The sequence below is a fragment of the Psychrobacter cibarius genome (assembly GCA_030686115.1).
GTDB lineage: Bacteria > Pseudomonadota > Gammaproteobacteria > Pseudomonadales > Moraxellaceae > Psychrobacter > Psychrobacter cibarius_C.
The window spans coordinates 2,680,973-2,705,157 of the sequence record CP131612.1 but is presented as its reverse complement, the minus strand read 5'-3'; the positions used below and the strand labels follow the sequence as shown (position 1 = coordinate 2,705,157).

Genomic DNA, 24,185 nt, shown 5'->3' with positions numbered 1-24,185 from the left:
TGATTCGAAAGACGATGCCAATCTACTAAAAACCGCTAAGCCTATCCCTGATAGTATTTTCCTTGCTGGGTTAATGCTTGGAAAAGGTGTAGGGTATCAAACATAAAAACAAGATCCAAAAGGCTTCTTATGCGTACTCAGTCCATCTTAAACCTCTTAGTCATTGATGACGATCAGCTCTATGCTGAGCGCCTTGTGCACTTACTAGGTTGCTATTATGACACCATCAATTTAGGGTTTTTGGACGATAAAGAGGAGCTGTTAAAGTCACTTCGACAACCGTGGGATGTCTTGGTGTTTGGCAATGCTTATGATATGAGTTTCACCGATGTGGTGGGCGTCGTTCAAGAGCAAAGTATTGATTTGCCTATGATCTGCCTATTCAATGAAGAGATGGCAGCGTCTGCCAATAACGATGAGGGGCTACCCGATATTATTAGCGGCACGATGGTCAAATCGCTCAAAGTAGACCAAGAGATGGCAGTAGTGATGTCTATCTGTCTACAGCATGATAATTTACGCAGTCGTCGTGAGCTTAGAACGTTGCGACATGTTCTTTCTGAAGCAGAGCAACGCGCCAACGTATTGATTAAAAACTCCAAAAGTGCGGTCGCCTATATTGATCAGGGTATCCATATTTTTGCCAATGACCCTTATCTTCAGCTTTTTGGTTTTGAGTCGATTAATGATGCCATAGGCGTGCCTGTTGTTGACCTGATTGCAGGCGGTGATAACGTTAAGGGTTTCAAACAGTTTTTACGTCAATTTGATAAAGGTAGCCGCCAAGAAGTCGAGTTCAATTTTGAAAGTAAGCGGATGGATGGCAGTACTTTTGAAGCAAAGCTACAATTGGCAGCCGCGACCTTAGATGGCGAACCGGTGACGCAGGTTATTATCCAACAAAACCATAATAATAGTGCGGAAGTCGCTAAGCGTTTGGCAGCCGCTGAATGCAAAGACAGTCTGACAGGAATCAACAACCGCCGCGGCTTTGAAGAACAACTGGCAATCGTGTACCAGCAAGCACGTCAAGGTATAATGACGGCTGGGCTTTTGTATATTCAGCTCGATAATGTCGGTAAAATAAGAAGCAGTCTAGGTTTGCAAGGGGTAGATGCGACCGTCAAGCAAGTCGCCTATGCGTTAGATGAGCTGATATCAGACGGGCATGTGAGTCGTTTCAGTGATACCGCCTTTACCATACTGGTTGAGGACAAGAGCACCACAGAGCTTGAAACACTGGCTAAGCAAATTGGTTCACGTATCAGTGATATGCTCATTGAAGTAGATAAGCGTACGACCAGTACGACTGTCAGTATTGGTATTGTCAAAATCGAAACCAATACAGCAGAGCCAAGTATCGTGCTCGAACGTGCGATGGATGCTATCAATCAGATTATGATAGAGACCTCTAATCATGGCGGCACCTATCATTTGTACGATCCAAGCGAGCATGCCAATAGTGATGATCATGCGCTTGCCGAATCTTTAGTTGATGCCATTGCCAATAGCCGTTTTGAGCTGTCATTCCAGCCAATATATGATATCAACAATGACCGAAGCGACTTTTTTGAAGTATATCTGCGGTTGCCATTGGCGGATGCGGACAATACGATATTGACACCTGATCAATTTATGGCAGTCGCCAAGACGCATAAATTGCTCGAAAAAATAGATCGTTGGGTACTCATCAATGCCTGTAAAAAGGTCAATGAGGTACGTAAAACACATCCTGAAGCCAGATTGCTAGTGCAATTGACTAGTGCCTCATTGATAGACAAAAAACTGCCTAGTGTTGCCAGTCAGCTTATAAAGGCGGTGGGCGGTGCAGCTGGTGTGTTAACCTTGCAATTCAACGAAAAAGACGTCTCAGACCATCTTACAGTGGCAAAAACACAGTTTGCCGCCCTTAGCCAAGTCAGCTGTCAGATAGGCATCAATAACTTCGGTTCTTCTGCCAAATCCATAGAGATTGTCAGTTTTGTACAGCCAGATATGGTGCGTTTAGCACGTAGCTATGTGGATGGCATTGAATCAGCAGACAATTTAGAAACTGTCAAATCACTTATTATGCGTACTAATGAAGTCAATGTGGACGTATTGATGCCTTATATTGAAGATGCGGCGACCATGTCCGTTGCTTGGAGCGTGGGCGCGCGCTATTTACAAGGCTATTATTTAGAAGAACCCAGCAGTACGATAAAGGTTGCGACCTAAAGTCATTGAGAGTGCGTTTGATATGCAACTATCAACAGTGCCTATTTATGGAATACTCGACACGGCTTAATAGTACATAATTTTTTTATCGTCATACATTACAAAAGCCTTACTCAAACTGTCCTATAAGCGTTGTTTATTGGCTCGATATGCCCCAATAAATAACGTTGTGTTTTCAAAAGCAGCTGTTTAGATGTGAAGAGGGTTCCACTTTGCATGTGTTTGACCCTTACCTTATTATCTATATTGTTCACCTATAGCTGACATTCCCCAACCAAAGATTGCCGAAAATGCCTATCATTAATAAATATCAAATAAGCAGTATATTTGCTGCTGTTTTATGGCTCAGCGCTTGCGGAGAAAGTACGCCACCGGATCATCGTGCTGCTGTGACATTGCCGCTCTATACGGAAGGTGATGCTGATAACGGCGCGATCATTTATCAAGACGCTTGTGGTCAATGTCATCAGCTGAATGCGGGGCTCAACAAAAAAGGTCCGCAGCTGATGAATATATACGGTGCGCCCGCCGCTGAGCTAGAAGATTACACCTATAGTGACGGGCTAAAAACATCAGGTTGGGTATGGGATGCGCAAACGCTCGACCCTTATATTGCGGATGCAGAAAAAGCCATACTAGACTCAAAAATGCTATCAAACCCGATGCCCGATGCGCAAGAACGTGCAGATGTCATCGCTTATCTGTCAACGCTTCGTGCCGCCGCGCCGATAACTGAAGATGACTCAAAGAAATAGCCAATCTATGGCGTGTCCTCAAGCTAAACGAAAGCGACTAAATGGGCTAAAGATGGTTAAATTTTGCTAAATCATGTCAAACAATTGGTTAATATCTTGATATTATTAGTGCTATTTTCCTTGTTTGACTGCCATTTATCTCATTTTTATCACTACTTTCAAAATAAGAACACGCCCTAGAAACATTAATCTTATAAAAATTGAGCCAATAATTGACTATGACCCACGCAGCTATCGATAGAGCCATTACAACACCACATCAATCAGCAGCAGAGGTGATTCATAAGTCGACCTTTAGCGCTGCCGACTGTCGTCACAATCAGCAAAAAATTGCCCAACTTATGGCGCAGTTAAATCATATTGTGTTAGATAAGCCGCAAGTGGTTAAGCTTGCGCTGAGTGGTATTTTTGCAGGTGGACATTTGCTACTGCAAGATCTGCCGGGTATGGGCAAGACGACGTTGGCGCAAGGCTTGGCGCAATTATTAGGCTTGAGCTTTAGCCGTGTACAGTTCACCAATGATATGCTGCCAGCAGATATCTTAGGCATGAGCATTTATGATCAAAAGAAACAGCAATTTGAGTTTCGAGCAGGTCCTATTTTTACTCAGCTGCTACTCGCTGATGAGATTAATCGCTCTAGCCCTAAGACGCAAAGCGCGTTACTAGAAGCGATGGAAGAACGGCAAGTCACCCAAGATGGGCAAACCTATCCTTTGCCGCAGCCGTTTTTTGTCATTGCAACCCAAAATCCTTTGCAGCAAGCAGGTGTCTATCCGCTTCCTGAATCGCAGCTAGATAGATTCTTACTATGCTTGTCGCTTGGTTATCCGTCGCCTACCGCAGAACGTGAGCTATTAAAAGGTCAGGATCGCCGCGAGCTACTAAAAAATTTAGATGCGCTGCTTGATACTGAGGCGGTCTTATTAGCACAGCAAGGTGTTAAACACGTTTACGTCGCGGATGTGGTCTTGGATTATCTGCAGCGATTGGTCGCAAAGACACGAGCAAGCTCCGAGTATCATGGCTTATCACCGCGTGGAGTATTGTCGCTACAGCGTGCCGCGCAGGCTTATGCGTATGTATCGGGGCATATGGAAGTGACACCTGAGGACATCCAAGCGGTGTTTGCCGCGGTCACAGATCATCGTCTCGGTCAGCGCTTTGTCCCAGCCCATGTGACTGGTGGGCAGGCGACGCAGACTATCGCACAACGTATATTGGCAAAAGTGGCTGTTATCAGTTAAATGATGGTTATTTAAATAGTTGTTACTTCAATAGTTGTTATTTGAGTATTTATTTTTCAGCTGCTTGTTGTTTTATAGCGTATTTGTTTTAAAGCTATCACCAATTATGAATGAGAGTATCAATTTTATGGTAAGGATAGGGTAGTCATGAGCTTTTTGCCAAAAGCCTTAACCGTACCAGCCACTTCAGCATTAAGCCGTTGGTTCGCCTCGCGTGCGCCTAAAAGCGATAGCGCCACCCTCAATTTGCGTAACGTCTATATCTTTTTTAGCCGTGAAGGGGTGCTATATGCAGTGTTACTAATCATCACCTTTATCGCTGGCATTAACTATGGCAATAACTTGGTGTTAGGTTTATGTTTTTATTTGGTCAGCGTTTGGCTTATCAGCTTTCATGTAACCTTTGCCCATATCTCAGGTCTGCAAGTACGTTTGCTTGAAGTGACTATGGCAGAAGCGGGCGCGCCTGTTTGGGTGACTTTGCAGTTGCGCAGTGAGAGCCGTCAACCAAGACGACAGTTGTTATTTAGCTTTGAGCAGACTGATGATAAGGCTAATAGCAAGCTTAATAGTAAGACAGATAAAAAAGCCAATAAGAAAATCAAAAATAGCGTTAATAATCAACAGTCGATACTTGTGACACGACTGCAAGGCGAGCAAATTATTCGCTTGCCAGTACTGACGCAGAATCGTGGGCAGTTTGAATTACCACGCTTAAAAATAAAAACCGTTTATCCTTTGGGCATTATGCGGGCGTGGTCCTATGTTTATTTTGCCCGTACTGCTTGGGTCTATCCAAAACCTGAAGTGTTTGATTGGCAGACGCAATATGCCGTTGCCAGTCAGGAGGATTTGCCAACAGGTGGGCAATATCGGCAAGGTCAAGATGATTTTGAGCGGCTAGATAACTACGTTGAAGGCGAGTCGCTGGCACGGGTGTCGTGGGGACATGTAGCACGTGGTCAAGGCATGTTGACCAAGCACTTTGCTGATCCAGTCGGTCATGAGCAAGCGTTAGATTATGCGGATATGCCAGCAGCACATCATGAACAAAAACTCGCACAACTGGCGTATGGGGCGATGAAATTAGGTGAGCTGGGCGTGACATTTCATATGCGCTTACCCAATGACATTCATTCTACTGCACCAATGGGTGAAGGCGACAGTTTTGCACAAGCGTGCTTGCTAAGGTTGGCGAAAGCACAATGACTAATAAGACCAACTCAAAAAAACTCCCTACAAATGACGCTGAATATACATTTATAGGTTTTCCTGAAACAAGTCCCACAAGCTTTGAGCAGTTGGCACTGGGTCAAAACGTCACTGATCGTGCTCTACAGGATAGCGCTGCAAAATGGACTCGTAAGCTATTCGCCTTGCCTGCTTATTATTGGGTACTAATTGCTCAAATTACCGTTATTTTACCTCATGCGGCGCATCTGCCGTTTTGGTTGATAGGTTTTGCGGTGGTCAGCATCGCCGCACAGCTACCGTCTATAAAAGCTAAGTTTAAAAAAATAGCGCATTTAAGACGTGTCTATCAAGGCATGCAAATGCTCGGCTTCTTATTGGGGCTGGCAGGTCTATGGCTGACTTACAATACAGCGTTTGGACTGGATATGGGCGTGGCGTTTTTAGTGCTCTGTCTCATTAGTAAATTGTGGGAGATGTATAAACGGCGTGATGCTTATGTGGTCCTAAATTTGTCACTATTTGTTCTTGCCGCGCTGTTTTTGATGGATCAAGGTCTTGTTACGACTTTAGAAGTGATTGTTGGTGCAGTTATTATTTTATTGGCATTTATTGCGCTTAATGATGATGGCAACACTCGCGGTGATGGTCGCTTACGTACTTTGGGTGTGCTGGGTATCGGGGCGTTGCCGTTATTAGTCGTGCTATTTTTGTTCTTCCCGCGCTTGCCACCACTATGGTCAGTACAGCTATCAGGTCAGCAAGCAACCACTGGCGTGTCCGACAGTATGTCGCCCGGTGATTTTGCCAATTTGGGACAATCGACTGAGCTGGCGTTTCGGGTAGAGTTTGCAGATAATCGCCCGCCACAACAGCAGTTATATTGGCGTGGTTTGGTGTTTAGCGACTTTGACGGTATTACATGGCGTCCTAGCCCTCAGCAACGACAATGGCGACCTGCACCGCAAATGCCATCTTGGATTGAGAATGCCTTTGCAACTGTCCCCGACTCAGTAAAAAATACGCCTACCAGCTATGAAATTATCTTAGAGCCGACGCAGCAAAACTGGCTATTTGGACTTGATTATCCTTTTGCCCAGCGCCAAGATGTCAGTATTACTTCAAACTTTACCTTATTAAAAGATCAGCCCGTCACTCAGCAGTTACGTTATGAAGTATTGCAATTTGCACCGATGCGTATTGACCCTGTTCTCTCTGATGAGTTGCGTCGTTTGAATCTTGCCTTGCCAGCCGATGGAAATCCGCAAGCACGCGCGTTGGCACAGCAGTTATTTGCGCAATCAGACTCAGACCCAGTGCGCTATATGGCGGCTATTGAACGCTGGATTAATCAAACAGAATTTCGTTATACGTTATCACCGCCACGGCTGAATAATAACCGTATTGACGAGTTTTTATTTGAGACCAAAGCTGGGTTTTGTGAGCATTATTCCTCCAGTTTTACCTTTATGCTGCGCGCCGCTGGCATACCCGCGCGCGTCGTCGCCGGCTATCAAGGTGGTGAGCTGAGCCGCGGTGGTAATGTATGGGAGGTGCGGCAAAAGGATGCGCACGCTTGGACGGAGGTTTGGCTTGAGGGTCAAGGCTGGGTACGTGTCGATCCGACTGCTTTTGTCGCACCTGAGCGTGTCGAGCAAGGGATGGATGCGCTGACGCAGGCACGAGGAGCGGCAATGTTCGGCGATGGCGCTAGCGCACAAATCAGCTATCAGCAGTATCAAATGCTACAAACCTTACGCCGTCTATCCGACCAAGCAAGCTATTATTGGCAAAAAGACGTCGTCGGTTACGATCAGGACAAGCAAGCTGACTCGCTACTGAAATGGTTTAACATCCGTTCAATCACGCAGCAAATTATTTGGCTAGCGGCAAGTGCTATTACCGTCATGGCTATTGTGGTCTTTATCATTTGGCAACGCCGCCGCAAGCGCTGGCATCCAGCAGACCAGCCGCTTGCACAGCTATCAAAACGTATTGGAAAAGTGGATAAATCACTTGCTCGTGATGAAAGTGAAGGACAGCTTGCTTGGCTTGAGCGCGTGGCTAGGGCTGTTGATGACCGAACTAATGATATCGGTAGTTATGTAAATAGCGATGTAAATGTGTCACGTAGCGCTGATAGTAGTAAAGCTAGTAAGCTCACAGATAGCGGTCATTCAGATATTGTCCAAGCAAAAATCATGCAGATGAAGCAGGACTATCGTCAGCTCCGTTATGGGCGTCTAAGCACATTTGAAACCAATCATAGCGAATACCAAGCCGTACTCAAACAGCTAAAGAAAGATGCACGTGAATTGTTCTAGTGGCTGCTCTGTGAAAGCGTTGTTTAGCACATGATAAAATAGCTAATGATAATAAAGGAGGCGACTCTATGGCGATATATGTAGATTTTATGCAGATAGAATTTAAAGGCTATAAGTGGTGCCATATGCTGGCAGATACCCTGCAAGAGTTGCATGACTTTGCAGCGTTGATTGAAGTAGATTCGCGTTTATTCCACCGTCATGCCAGTTATCCGCACTATGACGTCACGGTACAAATGCGAGAAATAGCGATTGAATATGGGGCTATTCCTGCTGGTCGAAAAAAGATTATCGAATGTGCAAAGAAGTTAAAAGTAGAGTTGCATGAGCAAATAGCACGGTCTGAGCATTGCTAGTAAATGAAGCTTTTAAAGATATAAAAAGGTGGGAGTGCTTTTGCATCCCACCTTTTTATTTGTTCAGATTTTCACCCAACGCTTATACCCTCTCAAAAATTAGAGTAGCAAGAAAAAAGAGTGCAAGCACTACATCTAGTAGACTAAGCGAGCGGAACAAGCAAAAATGACGTCGTTAATCGTATTTTTTTGGTTTGGTATTACTTTGCAACTGCTGCTTTACTAACGCCATCAAGGGCTTTTGCAATATTCGCCAATTGGGTATCACAACCTTTTATGTTATGACGGTCTTTGAGATATTCAGGATTGTTGTACGACAACCAAACTTTTTTATCAGCGTCTTCACTGATGAGGATTTTTTGCGGCAAGTCGATAGCGACGCTTTGCTCGCAATTCATCAATGGCGTACCCGCTTTTGGATTACCAAACATAATGACCTGCGTCGGTCTTAATGTTAAATTGACACCTTGGGCGTTCTTTTGATGATCGACGCGCGCAAATACTTTCATACCTTTGCTTTCAATAATTGCCGCCAGTTTATCAGCGGTATCTTGCACGGAATGATTGCTTTGCATCGTAACCAAGCCTTTTTCGGCATCGATAGCAGTCATCGTTGCTCGCGTTGATGGCATCTTATCAGGCGCGTTTAAAATATTTTCAACACTGGCGCAAGACGATACGGCCAACGCTAGGGCAGCGATAGAGAGAATCTTAAGCATAAAAAGTCCTTTTATTGTCATTGTTTATTCAGCAAATGATGGCTGACAACATCGAATATTTAGTGTGAACCATAATATTCCTTGTGCTTAGTAGCATCGATAGTAGCATTGTGCGTAATAAACCGCGCATAGTAAAGCCTCGCATTGCAACACACCTTAAAAAATGCCTAAGCCAAAACGCATAGCTAAACCAAATGCTCTGCTAGATAATCGACGAGCAGTCTAATCTTTGGCGATAAATGACGGTTGTGCGGGTAGACAGCCCAGATACTTTCTTCAGGCTCTCGATAGTTATTCAATAAGCTGACCAGCTCACCTGATGCTAAGTATTTTTGCACATAATAATCAGGTAGCTGGACGATACCCAGACCTTTTAACGCAGCATCGACTAGACTGTGACCGCTGTTATATTGGACACTGCCAGACACGCGCAGGTTTTTTTCTTTATCAGCATTTTTTCCAGAATCTATTTTGCCATCTTCTATAAAGTGCCAATAGTCACGTGTGCCAAGTAAGCAGTTATGCTGACTCAGATCGCTCAAAGAATGTGGTATGCCGTATTTTTCGAGATAAGCGGGCGCAGCACAAACGAAGTTGGTACGACGGCTGAGCTTTTTTGCCATCATCGTCGAATCGCTTAATTTGCCGATACGAATCGCCAAATCATAACTGCCATCAATGAGGTCGATTTTTTGATTGCTCAAAAACGCCGTCACTTCGATATCGCGATATTGCACCATGAAATCATTGACTAATGGCAATAATTGCTGCTCGCCATAAGTGACAGGAGCGGTCAGCTTAATCCTACCTTGCGGCTTTGATTGTAAATTGCTTACTGCTTGCTCAGCGGCATCCAAGCCATCGAGCACACCGCGGCAGTGCTGATAAAACACGCGACCTTCTTCAGTCAGTGATACCTTACGTGTCGTGCGATACAGCAGTTTAATATTCAGTCGCTTCTCTAAAGCGCTTATCTGCCGACTGACTTGCGCGGTAGAAATGCCCAATTCTTTTGCCGCGCGCGTAAAGCTTTCGTAATCTGCTACATAAACAAATTCGCTAATACCATCCCAGCGCATGATTATTACCACTGTGTAAAAGATATTTGCAAATATAGCATATTGTTATCGCTATAGAAAAAACTATAATAGCCAATATAAAGCTTTACAGACTGCTACAACTGCCGCTTGCCTCCATTCAACAAGCAAGATAAGCTGAATAGAGGTCTGCGCTTAATAACCCATAAAATGAATTAAAAAGAGAGATGACGATGTCAGATAAATTTATTAAATCAAAAGCCGCCATTGCTTGGGGCCCAAATGAGCCACTATCTATCGAAGAAGTGGATGTCATGCTGCCCCGTAAAGGCGAAGTATTGGTAAAAATCGTGGCAAGCGGCGTCTGTCACACTGACGCTTTTACTTTATCTGGTGAAGACCCAGAAGGCGTGTTCCCAGCGATTTTGGGTCATGAAGGTGGCGGTATCGTTGAGCAAATCGGCGAAGGCGTCACCAGTGTGCAAGTCGGCGATCATGTCATTCCTTTATACACAGCAGAATGTGGCGTCTGTAAAATGTGTACCTCAGGCAAAACCAACTTGTGCTCAGCGGTACGCGAGACCCAAGGTAAAGGCTTAATGCCAGACGGCACTACGCGCTTTTATAAAGATGGTGAGCCAATTTATCATTATATGGGCTGCTCAACCTTCTCTGAATATACCGTGTTGCCTGAGATTTCTTTGGCGAAAGTAAATAAAGAAGCCCCACTAGAAGAAGTCTGCTTATTGGGTTGCGGTGTCACCACGGGTATGGGTGCAGTGATGAATACTGCAAAAGTTGAAGAGGGTGCAACCGTTGCTATCTTTGGTCTCGGCGGTATTGGTCTATCAGCGGTCATCGGTGCGGCAATGGCAAAAGCCAGTCGTATCATTGCTATTGATATCAATGAGAGCAAATTTGAGCTGGCTAAAAAGCTTGGCGCAACCGACTGCATCAATCCAAAAGATTATGACAAGCCAATTCAAGAAGTCATCGTTGAATTGACCGATGGCGGCGTCGATTATTCATTTGAGTGTATCGGTAACGTCGATGTCATGCGTTCAGCGCTTGAGTGCTGCCATAAAGGGTGGGGCGAGTCGGTCATCATCGGTGTCGCTGGTGCTGGACAAGAAATCTCTACGCGCCCATTCCAGTTAGTGACTGGTCGCGTCTGGCGCGGTTCAGCATTTGGCGGCGTAAAAGGTCGCAGTGAATTACCAGGTTATGTTGAGCGTTATTTGGCGGGTGAAATCCCACTACAAGACTTCATTACCCATACCATGCCATTAGAAGACATCAATGAAGCGTTTGATTTAATGCATAAAGGCGAGAGTATCCGTACGGTTATTCATTTTTAAAAATCATTATTAATAATAGTGATTATAGATTTAGCCTTATAAAGTAGCAGTATGCTAAACCAAAAATGCCGTCCTTATATAGGGCGGCATTTTTTTGGCATTGGCAATTATTTTTTAGTGGAAAAAATTATCTGTTCGGCAAGCGTGGTTAGATCTGCTGCTATAAAGTGCGGCGCTGGAACGTTTGGTGCTGATAATAAAGCATTGTGCGGTCGCGTGAGAAACGCCCCTTGGCAGCCAGCCGCTTGCGCGCCGATTGTATCCCAAAGATGACAAGCGACAAGGCACAAATCTGACAACTCAACAGACAATGCGTGAGCGACCATTTGGTAGGTTTCAGGTGCAGGCTTGAATCTTGCTACCTGCTCAACACTAAAGTGCTGTTCAAAAAAATGGCTGATGCCGGCTTTTTCAAGCGGGGTCGGGGAAGCGCTATTTGCTGAGTTGGTCAACGTCACCAGTCGAAACCCTGCCTCACGCAGCTTGGTTAATGCTGGAATTACATCAGGGTGAGCAGGCATTTTGCTCATACGCTCTTTTAATTCGTCGATATCGCTATCTATCAGCCCGACTTTATGAATATCAGCGGTCATCTGTAAGGCACTGACGCCAAGCTCGCCAAAAGGCGTATAAAGTCCTGATAACGTCATGGTTTGTGAATATAGCACCAATTGCGCAAACCATTCTCTTAGTAGCATTTTATTGCCAAATAGGCGAGCAAATAATGGCTCAAGAATGGTAATGTCGAGTAGCGTCTCATTGACATCAAACATGATAATAGGGAGAGATTTATCAGAGGACATAAGGGATCCTTTTAGGAATAGCAAACGAAATCTTGCCAAAAAACCTAGTCTGGCATGTCAGCCAACTGCTGCAAGATATTCTTGAAATTTTCCACGCCTTGCGCACCGCTAACCAGATGGCGCTTATTAAAAATTACCGCTGGCACGCTTTGAATGCCTTGTTGTTGCCAATGTTGCTCTTCTGCGCGCACCTCTTTAGCGAACCTTTGGTCTGCTAATACGGCTAGTGCCTCATCACGATCTAGTCCAATCTCTGCTGCGATATCAGCAAGCACAGCATTGTCAGAAATATTGCGACCATTGGTAAAATGAGCGACGAATAATGCCTGCTTTAAGTCATGCATGCGACCTTGCTGATCTGCCCAGTGCAGCAATTGATGCAAGTTGAACGTGTTGTGCATACGCGTGTCATCGTTAAAGTTAAACGTAAAGCCAACCTCATTACCCGCTTCCATTAATCGAGCACGGCTAGCATCAGATTCTTGCTTACTCGAACCATATTTCTCCATAATATGTTCACGCATATTTTGTCCTGCGCGTGGCATATTGGGATTAAGCTCAAACGGATGCCAGTGAATCTCGTGTTCGGTGTTGGTTTGCTTGAGGGCTTCTGCCAGCTGGCGGTAACCAATGACGCACCAAGGACAAACAACGTCTGAGACGATATCTATGCGTAGTGGCTGCTCTGAGGATAACTGCTTTGAATGTTCCATATCTATCTGCCTAATTCAGTATTTATTTCATATATAAGCTGTCTGTGGTCGACCGCCTTATAAATCAATGCTCATTATCAATACTAATTAACTAATGCTAAGAGAATGAGTGAGCGATTACAATATCGTCTAAGTTACTGTTTAATGAGTGTCCGTCTAATAAGTAGCTGCTTAAATAACTGTTCAAATGGCGGCTCAAATAACTCAGCGATGCACTGAATCATCAGTAACGTAATAACAAAATAGGTGACTACTTAACCAATCTGTAACGGTCATCAAACGGGTTTTTGCTTAAAGTGGCGGTACTAAAAATCTTGGAGTCATAAATGAAAAATATCACTGAAGCCATGAACTGGCGTTACAGCACCAAAGAGTTTGATGCCAATAAAAAAATATCAGCAGCAGACTTTCAAAGTTTAAAGGATATCCTACGACTTAGCCCATCAAGCACCAATATCCAACCTTGGCATTTTGTGATCGCTGATGATGATGCTGGCAAGGCACGTATCGCAAAAGGTACGCAAGGGATGTTTGATTTCAACACGGCAAAGGTGAAAGATGCCTCACACGTCATCATTTTCTGTAGTCGTATCTATGCTGATGATGAATTTTTGCATGAAGTATTGGATAAAGAAGAGATGGATGGTCGCTTCGCAGAACCAAAATTCAAAGAGCAAATGCATCAAGTGCGCAAAATGTTTTTGGACATTCGTCGTTATGAGCAAAAAGACGAGCCACATTGGCTAGTCGAGCAAGTGTATCTAAATATGGGTGCATTATTACTGGGTGCTGCTACTTTAGGCATTGATGCTGTACCGATGGAAGGTGCTGATCTAAAGGCACTCGATGAAGAGTTTGAGCTACATAGCAAAGGCTACACAGCCGTTGCCGTTATCTCACTTGGTTATCGTAGTGAAGACGATTTTAATGCAGATTTACCCAAGTCTCGATTGAGTGAAGCGAGCATTATTACTAAAGCCTAATGCCCGACTGGTATTTTTAACTGACTATATTGATCTCAAATAGCGTTATAAACGGCATGTTTATAGCGCTATTTTTTGCTAATAAAATGAGTTTTTGAGTTTCATTTATAAAATTGATAGTGAATAAGCGAGATAGAATAGTGAGAAGCAAAATTTTTTTAGATTAAAAACTACACTGTAATAACTACAAAGTGAAAACAAATCGACATTTCTAATAAGTCATAATAAATCGATTGGCGCGACTTTTAAGGAGCGTTTAACCCTATTTTTTTTGATTATCTGCCAGCGAGAAGCCAGCATGTCTACCTTGAACTTAACCATTAATAAGCAGGATTATCAGCTCGACAATCTTGATTCACGCACGACATTACTCGATGTCTGTCGTCAGCACCTCAAAATTACGGGGCCTAAAAAAGGTTGTGACCATGGTCAGTGTGGCGCTTGTACCATACTTATCAATGGGCGTAGGGTCAATGCCTGTTTGACCTTGGCAGTTATGCACGATGGTGATGAGATTACCACGATTGAAGGTATTGGCATGCCCGAATCCTTGTCAGCGTTGCAACAAGCCTTTAAAGATAATGATGCGTTTCAATGTGGTTACTGTACCCCTGGGCAAATTTGTTCAGCAACCGCGCTCATCGATGAAATTAAACAAAACTGGCCCAGTCATGTCACTACAGATTTGCAAAATCCGGATGGGTTGTTGGTACAAGAAATCGCTGAGCGTATGAGTGGCAATATTTGCCGCTGTTCTGCTTATCCCAATATTATTAAGGCCATTTCACAAGTTTTAGAAAATGAAATGAATGACTCATCTAAAGCTGACGCAGTACAAAAATCAGAGGTGACGGGTATTTGGTCGCCACCACCTAGTGAAGCGCAATTAGGAAGCCAAACGACGAACCATAACACTATAAGTAATACGTCAGGAGGTCGCTCATGAAACGCTTTGAATATAGCCGTGCTACCGCGCCAGAGCAGGCAGCCCAATCTGCTAGTGTAAAAGACGCCTCATTTATCGCAGGGGGTACCAACCTTTTAGACTTGATGAAGTTAGAGATTGAAACGCCAGTTAAGCTGGTGGATATCACTCGCTTAGCATTAGCACAAATTGAGAAGACTACAGATGGTGGCCTACGCATCGGTACGCTGGTGACCAATAGCGACTTGGCCGCGCATCCTGAGGTCATTGCCAATTACCCAGTGTTATCACGGGCGATTTTGGCAGGTGCGACAGGACAATTGCGCAATAGAGCGACGACGGGCGGTAATCTACTACAGCGTACGCGTTGTTATTATTTTTATCAGACAGACAGCGCCTGCAATAAACGCAAGTCAGGTTCTGGTTGCCCAGCGATAAATGGTGAAAATCGTACGTTGGCAATTTTGGGTACTAGCGAGTCCTGTATTGCCCAGCATCCATCTGATATGGCCGTCGCGATGCGCTTATTAGATGCCACTGTTGAGACGTTAAAAACGGATGGTTCAACGCGTAAAATCGCGATTAAAGACTTTTATTGTTTGCCAAAAGACACGCCACATATCGAAAACGTTTTAGAGTCTGGTGAGCTTATCACTCATGTTGTGTTGCCAGCGCCCATCAAAGGTATGCACACTTATGACAAAGTGCGTGATCGCGCGTCCTATGCTTTTGCCTTAGTGTCTTGTGCAGCGATTATAGACGTGACTGATAATGGGCGTTTGGACACAGTGCGCCTAGCATTCGGCGGTATTTGCACTGAGCCATGGCGCAACGAAGCCGTTGAGGCATTGTTGATAGGTACTGATGGTAATAATGATGTGATCAAACAAGCAGCGGACTTATTATTAAAAGAGGCTAAAGGTAGTGGTCAAAATGATTTCAAAATACCGCTGACTCGTCGTCTACTCAAACAAGTTATTCAACGCGCATTAGCGGGCAAGGGAGCATAATCATGTCGTTATTGGATTCAATATTGCCAGCAGAACCGACCAAAACAATGATGATGAATGTACCAGTTGAGTCGCTTTTTGATAAAACAGCGAGTAAATTGGTGGGTAAGCCCATTAACCGAGTCGAGGGATCACTTAAAGTCAGCGGTCAAGCGCACTATACGGCAGAGATTCATCTAGATAATCAAGCCTATGGCGTATTGGTGGGCGCGACGATTGCCAAAGGGCGGGTTAAGGAAATTGATCACAGCTCTCTAGAGGGTATTCCCAACATTATTAAAGTAGTTACTGATCCTGAGCATTTTTTGCGCAATGCACAACAGGGCGGTGCAACTAAATCACCTAAACAAGGCGTCAGTGAGATTTTTTACCATGGTCAGTCGATAGCGGTTGTCATTGCCGAGACGTTTGAGGCGGCGACCGAAGGTGCAAAAGCTCTCAAAGTGACTTATGAAGATGAGACTGACCAGGCGGCATTGAACTTTACGGCAGAGCTGCCAAATGCTCATGACGTTAATGAAAAAAAAGGTTCGGATAAAAATTCAGAAAAGGGTAATCCAGAACAAAGTCTTGCTGATGCTGCGGTAACCCTTGACCGCTTTTATCATACGCCAAGTCAAAACAGCGCAGCGATGGAGCCTCATGCAACGCTTGCTCACTGGGAGGGCGATAAGCTGATTATGTATTCATCTAATCAAATGCTGTCCTCGTGCAAAAAGCAAATCGTTGATGCATTGGATTTGGATCCAGAAAATGTACAATTAATTGCTCGTTATGTCGGTGGCGGTTTTGGTAGCAAGCTTGGTATTTCACCAGAATCCATAGCCGCCGCACTCGCAGCAAAAGAGTTGGGTCGTCCCGTGTTAATCACTATGACACGTCCGCAAGTAATGGAGGCAACGATTAGACGCTCAAACACGCGTCAACGCATCGCAATTGGCTGTAGTGAAGACGGTATTATCGACACTATGATTCATGAGACGGTCTCTAGTAATTTGCCAGGAGAAGCCTTTTTTGAGCCAGCAGCACTCTCTACGCATTATTTGTATCGCGGTGACAATCGCCGGGTCAATTATCAACAAGTAGATATGAACCAAGTATTGTCAGGCTCGATGCGTGCCCCCGGCGAAGCAGTCGGACAAATTGCCCTTGAGTGTGCGATGGATGAATTGGCAGAGCAACTCAACCGAGACCCTGTCGAGCTGCGCCGTCGCAATGAGCCTGAGCAAGATCCTAGTAAAGACATCCCATTTTCCACGCGTAAGCTTATTGCCTGCATGGATCAAGCGGCTGAACAGTTTGGCTGGAATCAACGCAATGCTAAGCCTGCCAGTCGCTTAGAAGGTGATTGGTGGATGGGCATGGGTATGGCAGCGGCAGCTCGCGGCAACAGCTTAGCGCCATCAGAAGCACGGGCGACCCTGCAAATAGATAACTCAAAAGCGCTGGGCGTCAAAGCCGTGATTGAGACGGACATGACCGATATCGGTACAGGTTCTTATACCGTATTTACTCAGGTTGCTGCAGATTTATTAGGGCTCCCAATAGATCATATTGAAATGAAGCTTGGTGATACCAGTTTGCCACCTGCGGTTGGTTCAGGGGGGAGCATGGGCGCGGCCAGCTCAGGCAGTAGTATTTACCTTGCTTGTCAGCAGCTACGTGAGATGATCGCAGAAAAAGTCGGTCTATACCCTGACAGCATTCAGCTGGATAACGGTCAAATTAAGCAGATAGGTGAGCATGATGCTAATTTTGTAGAAACAGTGGTAGAAACCGTTATAGAAGCAGGAAAAGAAAAAGTAGCAGGTTTGGGCGATAACATCGTAGATAAAGTGGCTGATCTAAAAGATAAATTAGCTGAAATAACGGGAATCTCACTAACTGAATCGAAAGAATATGACTTTAGTAATTTCCAGACTCATTCATTAGCCGATATCGTCGCTCAATATGATGACCAAAAACTCAGTGCCAAAGGTCAAATTGCACCAGGTAAAAATGCAAAAAGTCATCGCCAAGCGTCATTTGGTGCTAATTTTGCCGAGGTCGCTGTACACCGAGTGACTGGTGAAATACGCGTTAAACGTATGACTGGTGCCTTTGCAGCAGGGCGTATCCTCAATCACAAAACCGCGACCTCACAGTGCTACGGCGGTATGATATTTGGTATTGGTTCTGCGTTGATGGAGCAGGTGATTCACGATAAGCGTGACGGTCGGCTATGTAATCATAATCTTGCAGAATACCATGTCCCAGTCAATGCTGATGTTCCTCAGCTTGATGTTATCTTGGTAGAAGAGGACGATCCTTACACCAATCCAATGCACATAAAAGGTATTGGGGAAACGGCGATTGCTGGTGCTGCCGCTGCTATTGCTAATGCCGTGTACAACGCCGTGGGTGTACGAGTTTATAACTTTCCTATTACCCTCGACAAATTACTTTATGAACTACCAGAGTAGGTTTTTAGTCAAATAGATGGACAACATAAACTCGCTAATTGTAGTCGTTAGCGGGTTTGATAAACTGGTTTTATAAGTTGGTCATGATGGATATAGTTCGTATATGGACATCAATGATAGATAGTATATAAGAGACATTATGAATCAAATTGCTGATATTCTTAAGCTGGCACGCGAGGCTCAGCAACAAAATGTTGACGCGGTATTAGCAACCGTCGTGCGTACCGAAGGGTCAGCCTATCGCCGCGCAGGCGCGATGATGCTCATCTGTGAAGATGGTCGTTCGGTCGGGATGATTAGCGGCGGCTGTTTGGAGCCGCATATTATCAAACGTGCTTTTTGGCTCACGCGTCAAGGTGCAAACGTGCAAGTTTACCAAACGGGTGACGACATCGAATATGCTGAAAATGGTAATGTGCGAGCGAGCGTATCAGAAGAGGGTTTTGACTTTGATAGAGGTAGTGATAATAAGGGCACAGATAATAAATACGATGAACAAGATATTGATTTGGACGAGTTAAATTTTGGATTAGGCTGTAATGGGCGCGTACACGTGTTGTTTGAAAGGCTGGCAACGGCAATGCCTTTGTTAAATGTCATCAGTCAGGTTCGTCAGTCTCAGCAGCCGGTAACGGTAGCAACTTTAATGCGCTCTACAATCCATTTTAATATCCAAAATAATCCAAACTCTCAACTTCAAATTGGTTTGCGTCTTAACCTAGATAATTATATCAAGTCAGGAAAACTCACCGCTATCGACGCTAATAATTCAGATAAAGTGGTATCTAATGTTTCAAGCACAGTTATCCATGCTGTTGACGTATTAGCGAAATATCAAATATTTGATAATAATGCTAAATATATTAAAGTGGATGGCGAAGACGGTACTACAGAGTGGCTGATTCAGTGCCTACAACCACAAATTCGCTTGCTGATTTGTGGTGCTGGCAATGATGTGATGCCACTAGTTACGATGGCAAAGCTGCAAGATTGGCATGTGACAGTGGTAGACAGTCGAGCGCAATATGCCACGCAGCGGCGTTTTCCTCAGGCAGATAGCGTGATGGTACTGGCGTTAGATGATAGTGACACTTTACTAAAACTCAGTAAAAATGCCGCTATTGCTTTAATGTCGCATAGTCTCAGCCAAGACCGTGCTCGGCTTGGCGTATTATTAGAGCATGCTAATCACTATAAATATCTTGGACAACTAGGACCACGCTACCGTACCGAGCGCTTAATCGAAGAAATTAGTACAAGGTTTACAAATCCTGCCAGTTTAAACCTAGGTATCAAAAAACTGCATTATCCGATTGGCTATAAGCTGGGCGGAGATGGTCCTGAAGCCTTAGCACTGGGTATCATGGCACAAGTCAATGCGGTCGTGAATAATCAAAACCTATCAGCAGAAAACTCAGACTCTCATCTGTCAAACACTAACTTTACAACGCTATTTTCTACGCATATTGATTCTATAGAGACGACTGCTACAAGTGCTCGTGCCGCGATAAATTTATCATGAGCCGCGACGCATCTATTTTAGCATCTACGCAACTAAAGCCAATAAATCTATCAAAGCCACCAAACCATGTGGTCATTATTTTGGCCAGTGGACTGAGCCTGCGTTTAGGTCAAGCAAAACAGTTACTGTGTAAAGATGGCGAACCCTTAATTTGCTTCATGACCAAACTCGCACTTTCTACAAAACCGCAAGCAATTATTATAGTCATTCCTGATAATCAACCATCAATAGCCAGTGCGATGAATGAATTGGCTTTTCAGTACTCTATGATTCAAATGGTCGTAAATCCCACGCCTGAAATAGGTATGGCGTATAGTTTGAATTTGGCTATTGAGGCGGTCACGCAGTTAACAAGCTCATTAATCGAGCGCGTCGTCATTATGGGTATTGATCAAGTTATACTTGATGAGCAGCATTTGGCAAAACTGCTGGCAGATAAGCAGTCTGTAGTGGCAAGTGCTTATAGTAGCTGGCAGCATTTAAATAATAGGAATTTAAATGAAACGTCTGCTGCCACTGCATTAAAGCAAAATATTATCGGTTTACCTTTAACGATTGATTGTGATTTACTCAGAGAGTGGCAAGCATTGCTGGTAGGCGATAAAGGGCTGCGTTATTTAATTAGAGAATTGAAGCCCAGTCAGATAAGTACCGTTGTTAATCATCAACTGAGCTATGATATCGATACTCCTGAGCAACTTGCTTATGCCAAGCAACAAGGCTGGATAAATAAGTATTAACAGTGTCAATCCATAAGTGATAAAAATGATAAATGTGATAGAAACAGAACGTCTTTACCTTAGGCAATGGCAAGCAAGTGACTTTGCTGTTTTTGCTGAAATAAATGCTGATCCTGAGGTAATGAAGTATTTTCCCAAGTTATTAACGCCTAAAGTAAGTGACATCATCGCTAGTAAATGCCAGCAGCTTATTGCTAATCAAGGCTGGGGGCTTTGGGCAGTATGTTTAAAAAATAGCACCAAAACATATGATGATTTTATCGGTTTTGTTGGCTTGAATGATACCCACGCAGATATGTCTTTTGCCCCGGCTGTCGAGATTGCATGGCGACTACATAAAGATTATTGGGGACAGGGCTATGCTACCGAGGCGGCACGTGCGGCGCTGAATTTCGCTTTTACTGAGCTGTCGCTCGATGAGGTTGTGTCATTCACAGCGCTTATCAATAAGCGCTCGCAATTGGTTATGGAGCGCCTTGGTATGATGAATACCCGCGCCAACTTCTACCATCCAGCCCTTAACCCTAACCATCAGCTGGCTGAGCATGTACTGTATAAAATGACGCGGCAACAGTGGGACAATCAGTTAGCAGGCTTGTGACCACAAATCAATCCCCACACTCTGATATTAACAGGACTACTCGAAGATATTACTACCGTTATACAACACAAGGTAAGGTTTGCGATATAATTTATTTTCTATTAAATGTAAAATAAGGTCGTCTTATGAATCGTACATTATGGTTAGTCATTGGCATCATTAGTATTCTTGGCGGTATCTTTGCATTTTTTAATCCTCTTAGCGCCACTTTGGCCGCTGAGCAGTTAGCAGGTTTTATCTTCCTTTTAGTGGGTGTTTTACAGTTTATTGCCTTGTTCCGAGCACCTAGTACCACTGGAAAAGTGCTGGCTGCCATCGGCGGTGTACTTGGTGTATTAATTGGTATTGAATTATTACAAGATCCGTTGCAAGGCATATTGACCTTGACCATGGTAATTGCTATTTTATTTATGGCAACAGGTATAGTCAGAGTTGTTGTTGCTTTCGGTCTACGTCGGACAGTGGCTTTTGTCCCAATATTACTATCAGGGCTGCTCTCTATTATATTGGCTATCATGATATTTACCAGTTATCCGCAGTCAGCGACGTATATTCTTGGCATACTGTTGGCCGTCGAGTTGATATCTAACGGCATATCCTTAATTATGTATTCACGTATACAATCAATTGTGGTGCGCAATATATAAGTTTAGTTATATAGTCAGAGCATTTTTAAACCGCTACGGTGTTACCCGCTCTAGATGTACTCAGTGTACTATCTGCGGTCGGTCGCCTTGTAGCGATTCTAAAATTCCTTGACTATAGCAACAAATAAAAAAGACGCTATTTAAAGCGTCTTTTTTTTATTTCATAATTTATTTGAATATCACATCTTAACCATGCGTAAAGGCTAAGTGCAATTTGTAGTACTTTATCCTTGTATACAAATCGTATTAAATCGGCTACAGCAGAAGATGAAAGAAAAAAATATATTGAAAGTAAAGCAGATGTGAGAGATTGAAAGAAGTGCGCTTGGTTTGATATAAGCGCACTGGTCAGTATGGCAGCGTGTCATACTGATATATCAAGTGGTTTGGTTGAATTAACTAAGAAATCTTAATCCAGATGTTTTCAATGCCCATACCATCTCAACAAAGGCGCGGCTATTAGTCAAAGGCTCGCCATCGATGATGAGGGCGTAACCTGAACCATCAATCCATAAAAACACAAAGCTGGTCTCAGGAATCAGTAAGTCAACTTGTTGAAAAAACGAGATGGCTTGGCTTTCGACCGCCCAGCCGCGTTGTTTTTGGCGAATCATAAAACCTGAAAAGTCAGCAGCTGCAACACTTAGCATGTCCGCTTCTTCTTGGCTGTAACCGATTCGTGCTAGGCAAAACCCTTCATCAGAGCCAATAGCGGCACGGCGTTTACCGGATAAGCTGGCAACCACATACGGTAAAAACTGGTCCAACGGCAGATTGGGTGCGGGTAACAACAAAGACAGCTTTTCAATCCAGCCGTGTTCTATAAAGCTCTGTAGCCATTCGTCAGAATAACGCTCAAGCCAATCAGCGGCGAGCAATGTCTGCCCATAGGACATTAAGTCTTGTAATGACAGCTGTTCATCAGTGGGCTCACTTTGTGAAAATGCCTCAAAAATACCGGCTGGAGTGAGGGTTAGATACGTTTTATCAGCATTTAAGTAAGAGGACATAGCGGCTACCATTGTGATGAAAGGGTTAAATCGGCGATAAATTAGGTCTTGATGGTCTGATCAAGATGCTGTTGACAGTTGTTCCAGCGCTCATCGAACTGCCAGTCGCTTTTACCCAAGCGAAACCATACTAACGAGAAGGCAAGTCGATCATTGCGAGCGATACAGTGAGCAAAGAATTCGTTTTCGATCTGCTCAATCGTGCCCCAATCCTTATCTTCACGCGCTTGCATGAGCTCAGCGGTGATGTCTTTGGATATTTCTTTGGCGTCATCGCTACTGATAAGCAATCGCTGTTTTTGCTCATTGAGAGACGGCGATATCAGAACACTCCAGCGAGTCGCCAGCATACTATTGCGTTGAATATATCGCTTCTTACTAATACAATCGCGAAACCCTTGCTGGACATGAGGGTACAAGCGATCTTTAATACGCGTAAACAGATTATTTACATCGTAAGGAATGTCATACCAACAGCCATAAAAAAAGTCTGCGACGGCACCTTGTAGCGGCTCTTTTTCGGTTAAAAGTAATGCGGCATTGATACGTTGTTCATGAAAATGACGGTTATTGGGTGCCAAAAACACTTTACGCGAATATAAACGAAATACTCGGCGCGCTTCCATCTCATTTTCTTTGATAAGGTCTAAATCAGACATAATAGTGTCCTTTAAGTCATAGTGTCTATTATATGGCTAACAGCTTATGGCTAATATCGTATGGTCAAAATGATATAGCCACTATTGAGCGACAATAGGCTATGACTTCACTAAGCGAAGCGGTGCAACGTGCCAATTAATAAGTAGTAATTAATAATTAATCAAGTAAAGTTTGCATCAAATCTATCATAAATTCAGCATCTTCTTCGTCCATGGCTTCAAACCCTTGAGGCATGCCAAGTTCAGCCAATGCTTCTTTACCATCGTCATCATTATGCAAGTTCAGGATCGCATTCATGAATATTTCTGTATCAGGAAAGCCATCTTTAATCAGTAATACATGGCTAATGTCTGCCAAATCACTTTCGATTAGCACTGACAGCTGAGTTTTGGTCAAGCGTGAAAAGCTATGAAAAATCTCTGCTAAGAAGAAGGCCGCTTGAGCATCACCTTTGATGACTTTACGGGCGGCTGCCTGATAAGTTTCAGTGATATCCCAGTTAAGATCAGACTCTTCTATATCCACAGCTTCTAGCAAGCGTAAGCCAATCAGCTTAACATCACGGTTGTCTGCCATTGCTACGGTCGCACCCGCTTTAATGTCTTCTAAGCGCTTGATATCACTGTTTGCCGCAGCAATGACCATCTCATCTGATTTGCCGATAGGGCGTGCAACAGCACGATAACCTTGTTCACGGATCAAAGCGGCTGCATCAAATGGGTTGGCATAGATAACTTGAATGTCACCTGCCTCAATGATTTGCTCTTGTTCAGCATGTGAGGTAGGTATGTTCAGATGCATATTCAGGTTGGCACGTTTTTGAATCAAAATATTAAACATGTGCCAGCCTGCAAAACGCTCAGGAGAAAAATCAGGGGCGATTAACATATTGTGTGTCGTCATGA

22 protein-coding genes are annotated in these 24,185 nt (G+C 44.0%); 15 read left to right on the top strand and 7 right to left on the bottom strand.

From position 1 onward, the window contains the following. The first annotated feature begins 129 nt into the window (after nt 1–129). The 6 genes from Q6344_11500 (at nt 130) to Q6344_11475 (ending at nt 8,090) form a co-directional block, all read left to right on the top strand. Nucleotides 130–2,217 carry an EAL domain-containing protein gene (locus tag Q6344_11500; protein ID WLG13219.1) on the top strand — a complete coding sequence of 696 codons (2,088 nt, stop codon included), beginning with the start codon at nt 130–132 and terminating at the stop codon, nt 2,215–2,217. Nucleotides 2,218–2,507: 290 nt separating this feature from the next. Continuing rightward, complete coding sequence (locus tag Q6344_11495; GenBank protein ID WLG13218.1) at nt 2,508–2,972, top strand: c-type cytochrome; 465 nt, start codon at nt 2,508–2,510, stop codon at nt 2,970–2,972. A gap of 218 nt (nt 2,973–3,190) precedes the next feature. Continuing rightward, complete coding sequence (locus Q6344_11490; GenBank protein WLG13217.1) at nt 3,191–4,219, top strand: AAA family ATPase; 1,029 nt, start codon at nt 3,191–3,193, stop codon at nt 4,217–4,219. Between the two features lie 147 nt (nt 4,220–4,366). Further along, nucleotides 4,367–5,428 carry a hypothetical protein gene (locus tag Q6344_11485; protein ID WLG13216.1) on the top strand — a complete coding sequence of 354 codons (1,062 nt, stop codon included), beginning with the start codon at nt 4,367–4,369 and terminating at the stop codon, nt 5,426–5,428. Then, nucleotides 5,425–7,734, top strand: coding sequence for a DUF3488 and transglutaminase-like domain-containing protein (locus Q6344_11480; GenBank protein WLG13215.1), 2,310 nt, complete (start codon nt 5,425–5,427; stop codon nt 7,732–7,734). Before Q6344_11485 ends, Q6344_11480 begins: the two co-directional genes overlap by 4 nt. A gap of 68 nt (nt 7,735–7,802) precedes the next feature. Further along, complete coding sequence (locus Q6344_11475; protein ID WLG13214.1) at nt 7,803–8,090, top strand: DUF4031 domain-containing protein; 288 nt, start codon at nt 7,803–7,805, stop codon at nt 8,088–8,090. Nucleotides 8,091–8,290: 200 nt separating this feature from the next. On the opposite strand, the gene Q6344_11470 is transcribed toward Q6344_11475, so the two are convergent. Together Q6344_11470 and Q6344_11465 are read right to left on the bottom strand one after the other, a co-directional pair. Then, nucleotides 8,291–8,809, bottom strand: a complete 519-nt coding sequence (locus tag Q6344_11470) for a DUF302 domain-containing protein (GenBank protein ID WLG13213.1) — start codon at nt 8,807–8,809, stop codon at nt 8,291–8,293. Nucleotides 8,810–8,994: 185 nt separating this feature from the next. Further along, a complete protein-coding gene (locus tag Q6344_11465) occupies nt 8,995–9,888 on the bottom strand; it encodes a LysR family transcriptional regulator (GenBank protein WLG13212.1) in 894 nt (297 codons plus the stop codon). Nucleotides 9,889–10,079: 191 nt separating this feature from the next. Here Q6344_11465 and Q6344_11460 point away from each other — a divergent pair, with 191 nt between their 5' ends. Continuing rightward, entirely contained in the window at nt 10,080–11,204 is a 1,125-nt protein-coding gene (locus Q6344_11460) for an S-(hydroxymethyl)glutathione dehydrogenase/class III alcohol dehydrogenase (GenBank protein ID WLG13211.1), read from the top strand. Nucleotides 11,205–11,311: 107 nt separating this feature from the next. Here the strand turns inward: Q6344_11460 and Q6344_11455 are convergent, their stop codons facing one another. Next, the gene (locus Q6344_11455; GenBank protein ID WLG13210.1) at nt 11,312–12,007 is read right to left on the bottom strand and encodes a haloacid dehalogenase type II; all 696 of its coding nucleotides are present in this window, start codon (nt 12,005–12,007) and stop codon (nt 11,312–11,314) included. 44 nt (nt 12,008–12,051) lie between these two features. Next, a complete protein-coding gene (locus Q6344_11450; GenBank protein WLG13209.1) occupies nt 12,052–12,720 on the bottom strand; it encodes a DsbA family oxidoreductase in 669 nt (222 codons plus the stop codon). 326 nt (nt 12,721–13,046) lie between these two features. Here Q6344_11450 and nfsB point away from each other — a divergent pair, with 326 nt between their 5' ends. From nfsB to Q6344_11410, 8 genes are all read left to right on the top strand, one after another. Continuing rightward, on the top strand, nt 13,047–13,703 hold the full coding sequence (gene nfsB / locus Q6344_11445) for an oxygen-insensitive NAD(P)H nitroreductase (protein ID WLG13208.1): 657 nt from the start codon (nt 13,047–13,049) through the stop codon (nt 13,701–13,703). Between the two features lie 298 nt (nt 13,704–14,001). Next, nucleotides 14,002–14,649: a 2Fe-2S iron-sulfur cluster-binding protein gene (locus Q6344_11440; GenBank protein ID WLG13207.1), complete on the top strand. Its 648-nt coding sequence runs from the start codon at nt 14,002–14,004 to the stop codon at nt 14,647–14,649. Beyond that, the gene (locus Q6344_11435) at nt 14,646–15,638 is read left to right on the top strand and encodes a xanthine dehydrogenase family protein subunit M (protein ID WLG13206.1); all 993 of its coding nucleotides are present in this window, start codon (nt 14,646–14,648) and stop codon (nt 15,636–15,638) included. The genes Q6344_11440 and Q6344_11435 overlap by 4 nt, the downstream gene beginning before the upstream one ends. Before the next feature lie 2 nt (nt 15,639–15,640). Continuing rightward, on the top strand, nt 15,641–18,100 hold the full coding sequence (locus Q6344_11430) for a xanthine dehydrogenase family protein molybdopterin-binding subunit (GenBank protein WLG13205.1): 2,460 nt from the start codon (nt 15,641–15,643) through the stop codon (nt 18,098–18,100). A 139-nt stretch (nt 18,101–18,239) separates the two neighbouring features. After that, complete coding sequence (locus tag Q6344_11425) at nt 18,240–19,622, top strand: XdhC family protein (protein WLG13204.1); 1,383 nt, start codon at nt 18,240–18,242, stop codon at nt 19,620–19,622. After that, nucleotides 19,619–20,362, top strand: a complete 744-nt coding sequence (locus Q6344_11420; protein WLG13203.1) for an NTP transferase domain-containing protein — start codon at nt 19,619–19,621, stop codon at nt 20,360–20,362. The genes Q6344_11425 and Q6344_11420 overlap by 4 nt, the downstream gene beginning before the upstream one ends. Before the next feature lie 25 nt (nt 20,363–20,387). After that, nucleotides 20,388–20,963, top strand: coding sequence for a GNAT family N-acetyltransferase (locus tag Q6344_11415; GenBank protein WLG13202.1), 576 nt, complete (start codon nt 20,388–20,390; stop codon nt 20,961–20,963). A 125-nt stretch (nt 20,964–21,088) separates the two neighbouring features. Next, nucleotides 21,089–21,610, top strand: coding sequence for a DUF308 domain-containing protein (locus Q6344_11410; protein ID WLG13201.1), 522 nt, complete (start codon nt 21,089–21,091; stop codon nt 21,608–21,610). 395 nt (nt 21,611–22,005) lie between these two features. On the opposite strand, the gene Q6344_11405 is transcribed toward Q6344_11410, so the two are convergent. The 3 genes from Q6344_11405 to Q6344_11395 form a co-directional block, all read right to left on the bottom strand. Beyond that, the gene (locus Q6344_11405) at nt 22,006–22,620 is read right to left on the bottom strand and encodes a hypothetical protein (protein ID WLG13200.1); all 615 of its coding nucleotides are present in this window, start codon (nt 22,618–22,620) and stop codon (nt 22,006–22,008) included. 41 nt (nt 22,621–22,661) lie between these two features. Next, nucleotides 22,662–23,279, bottom strand: a complete 618-nt coding sequence (locus Q6344_11400) for a hypothetical protein (GenBank protein ID WLG13199.1) — start codon at nt 23,277–23,279, stop codon at nt 22,662–22,664. Between the two features lie 157 nt (nt 23,280–23,436). Next, nucleotides 23,437–24,183 carry a PhnD/SsuA/transferrin family substrate-binding protein gene (locus tag Q6344_11395; GenBank protein WLG13198.1) on the bottom strand — a complete coding sequence of 249 codons (747 nt, stop codon included), beginning with the start codon at nt 24,181–24,183 and terminating at the stop codon, nt 23,437–23,439. Between the last annotated feature and the right edge of the window lie 2 nt (nt 24,184–24,185).

Bases quoted from the DNA above. Each gene is read 5' to 3' on its own strand.
- Q6344_11495 (WLG13218.1), top strand. From the start codon at position 2,508: ATGCCTATCATTAATAAATATCAAATAAGCAGTATATTTGCTGCTGTT.
- Q6344_11430 (WLG13205.1), top strand. From the start codon at position 15,641: ATGTCGTTATTGGATTCAATATTGCCAGCAGAACCGACCAAAACAATG.
- Q6344_11415 (WLG13202.1), top strand. From the start codon at position 20,388: ATGATAAATGTGATAGAAACAGAACGTCTTTACCTTAGGCAATGGCAA.
- Q6344_11480 (WLG13215.1), top strand. From the start codon at position 5,425: ATGACTAATAAGACCAACTCAAAAAAACTCCCTACAAATGACGCTGAA.
- Q6344_11405 (WLG13200.1), bottom strand. From the start codon at position 22,620: ATGTCCTCTTACTTAAATGCTGATAAAACGTATCTAACCCTCACTCCA.
- Q6344_11450 (WLG13209.1), bottom strand. From the start codon at position 12,720: ATGGAACATTCAAAGCAGTTATCCTCAGAGCAGCCACTACGCATAGAT.
- Q6344_11400 (WLG13199.1), bottom strand. From the start codon at position 23,279: ATGTCTGATTTAGACCTTATCAAAGAAAATGAGATGGAAGCGCGCCGA.
- Q6344_11475 (WLG13214.1), top strand. From the start codon at position 7,803: ATGGCGATATATGTAGATTTTATGCAGATAGAATTTAAAGGCTATAAG.
- Q6344_11435 (WLG13206.1), top strand. From the start codon at position 14,646: ATGAAACGCTTTGAATATAGCCGTGCTACCGCGCCAGAGCAGGCAGCC.
- Q6344_11440 (WLG13207.1), top strand. From the start codon at position 14,002: ATGTCTACCTTGAACTTAACCATTAATAAGCAGGATTATCAGCTCGAC.
- nfsB (WLG13208.1), top strand. From the start codon at position 13,047: ATGAAAAATATCACTGAAGCCATGAACTGGCGTTACAGCACCAAAGAG.
- Q6344_11465 (WLG13212.1), bottom strand. From the start codon at position 9,888: ATGCGCTGGGATGGTATTAGCGAATTTGTTTATGTAGCAGATTACGAA.
- Q6344_11455 (WLG13210.1), bottom strand. From the start codon at position 12,007: ATGTCCTCTGATAAATCTCTCCCTATTATCATGTTTGATGTCAATGAG.
- Q6344_11470 (WLG13213.1), bottom strand. From the start codon at position 8,809: ATGCTTAAGATTCTCTCTATCGCTGCCCTAGCGTTGGCCGTATCGTCT.
- Q6344_11490 (WLG13217.1), top strand. From the start codon at position 3,191: ATGACCCACGCAGCTATCGATAGAGCCATTACAACACCACATCAATCA.
- Q6344_11460 (WLG13211.1), top strand. From the start codon at position 10,080: ATGTCAGATAAATTTATTAAATCAAAAGCCGCCATTGCTTGGGGCCCA.
- Q6344_11425 (WLG13204.1), top strand. From the start codon at position 18,240: ATGAATCAAATTGCTGATATTCTTAAGCTGGCACGCGAGGCTCAGCAA.
- Q6344_11395 (WLG13198.1), bottom strand. From the start codon at position 24,183: ATGACGACACACAATATGTTAATCGCCCCTGATTTTTCTCCTGAGCGT.
- Q6344_11410 (WLG13201.1), top strand. From the start codon at position 21,089: ATGAATCGTACATTATGGTTAGTCATTGGCATCATTAGTATTCTTGGC.
- Q6344_11420 (WLG13203.1), top strand. From the start codon at position 19,619: ATGAGCCGCGACGCATCTATTTTAGCATCTACGCAACTAAAGCCAATA.
- Q6344_11485 (WLG13216.1), top strand. From the start codon at position 4,367: ATGAGCTTTTTGCCAAAAGCCTTAACCGTACCAGCCACTTCAGCATTA.
- Q6344_11500 (WLG13219.1), top strand. From the start codon at position 130: ATGCGTACTCAGTCCATCTTAAACCTCTTAGTCATTGATGACGATCAG.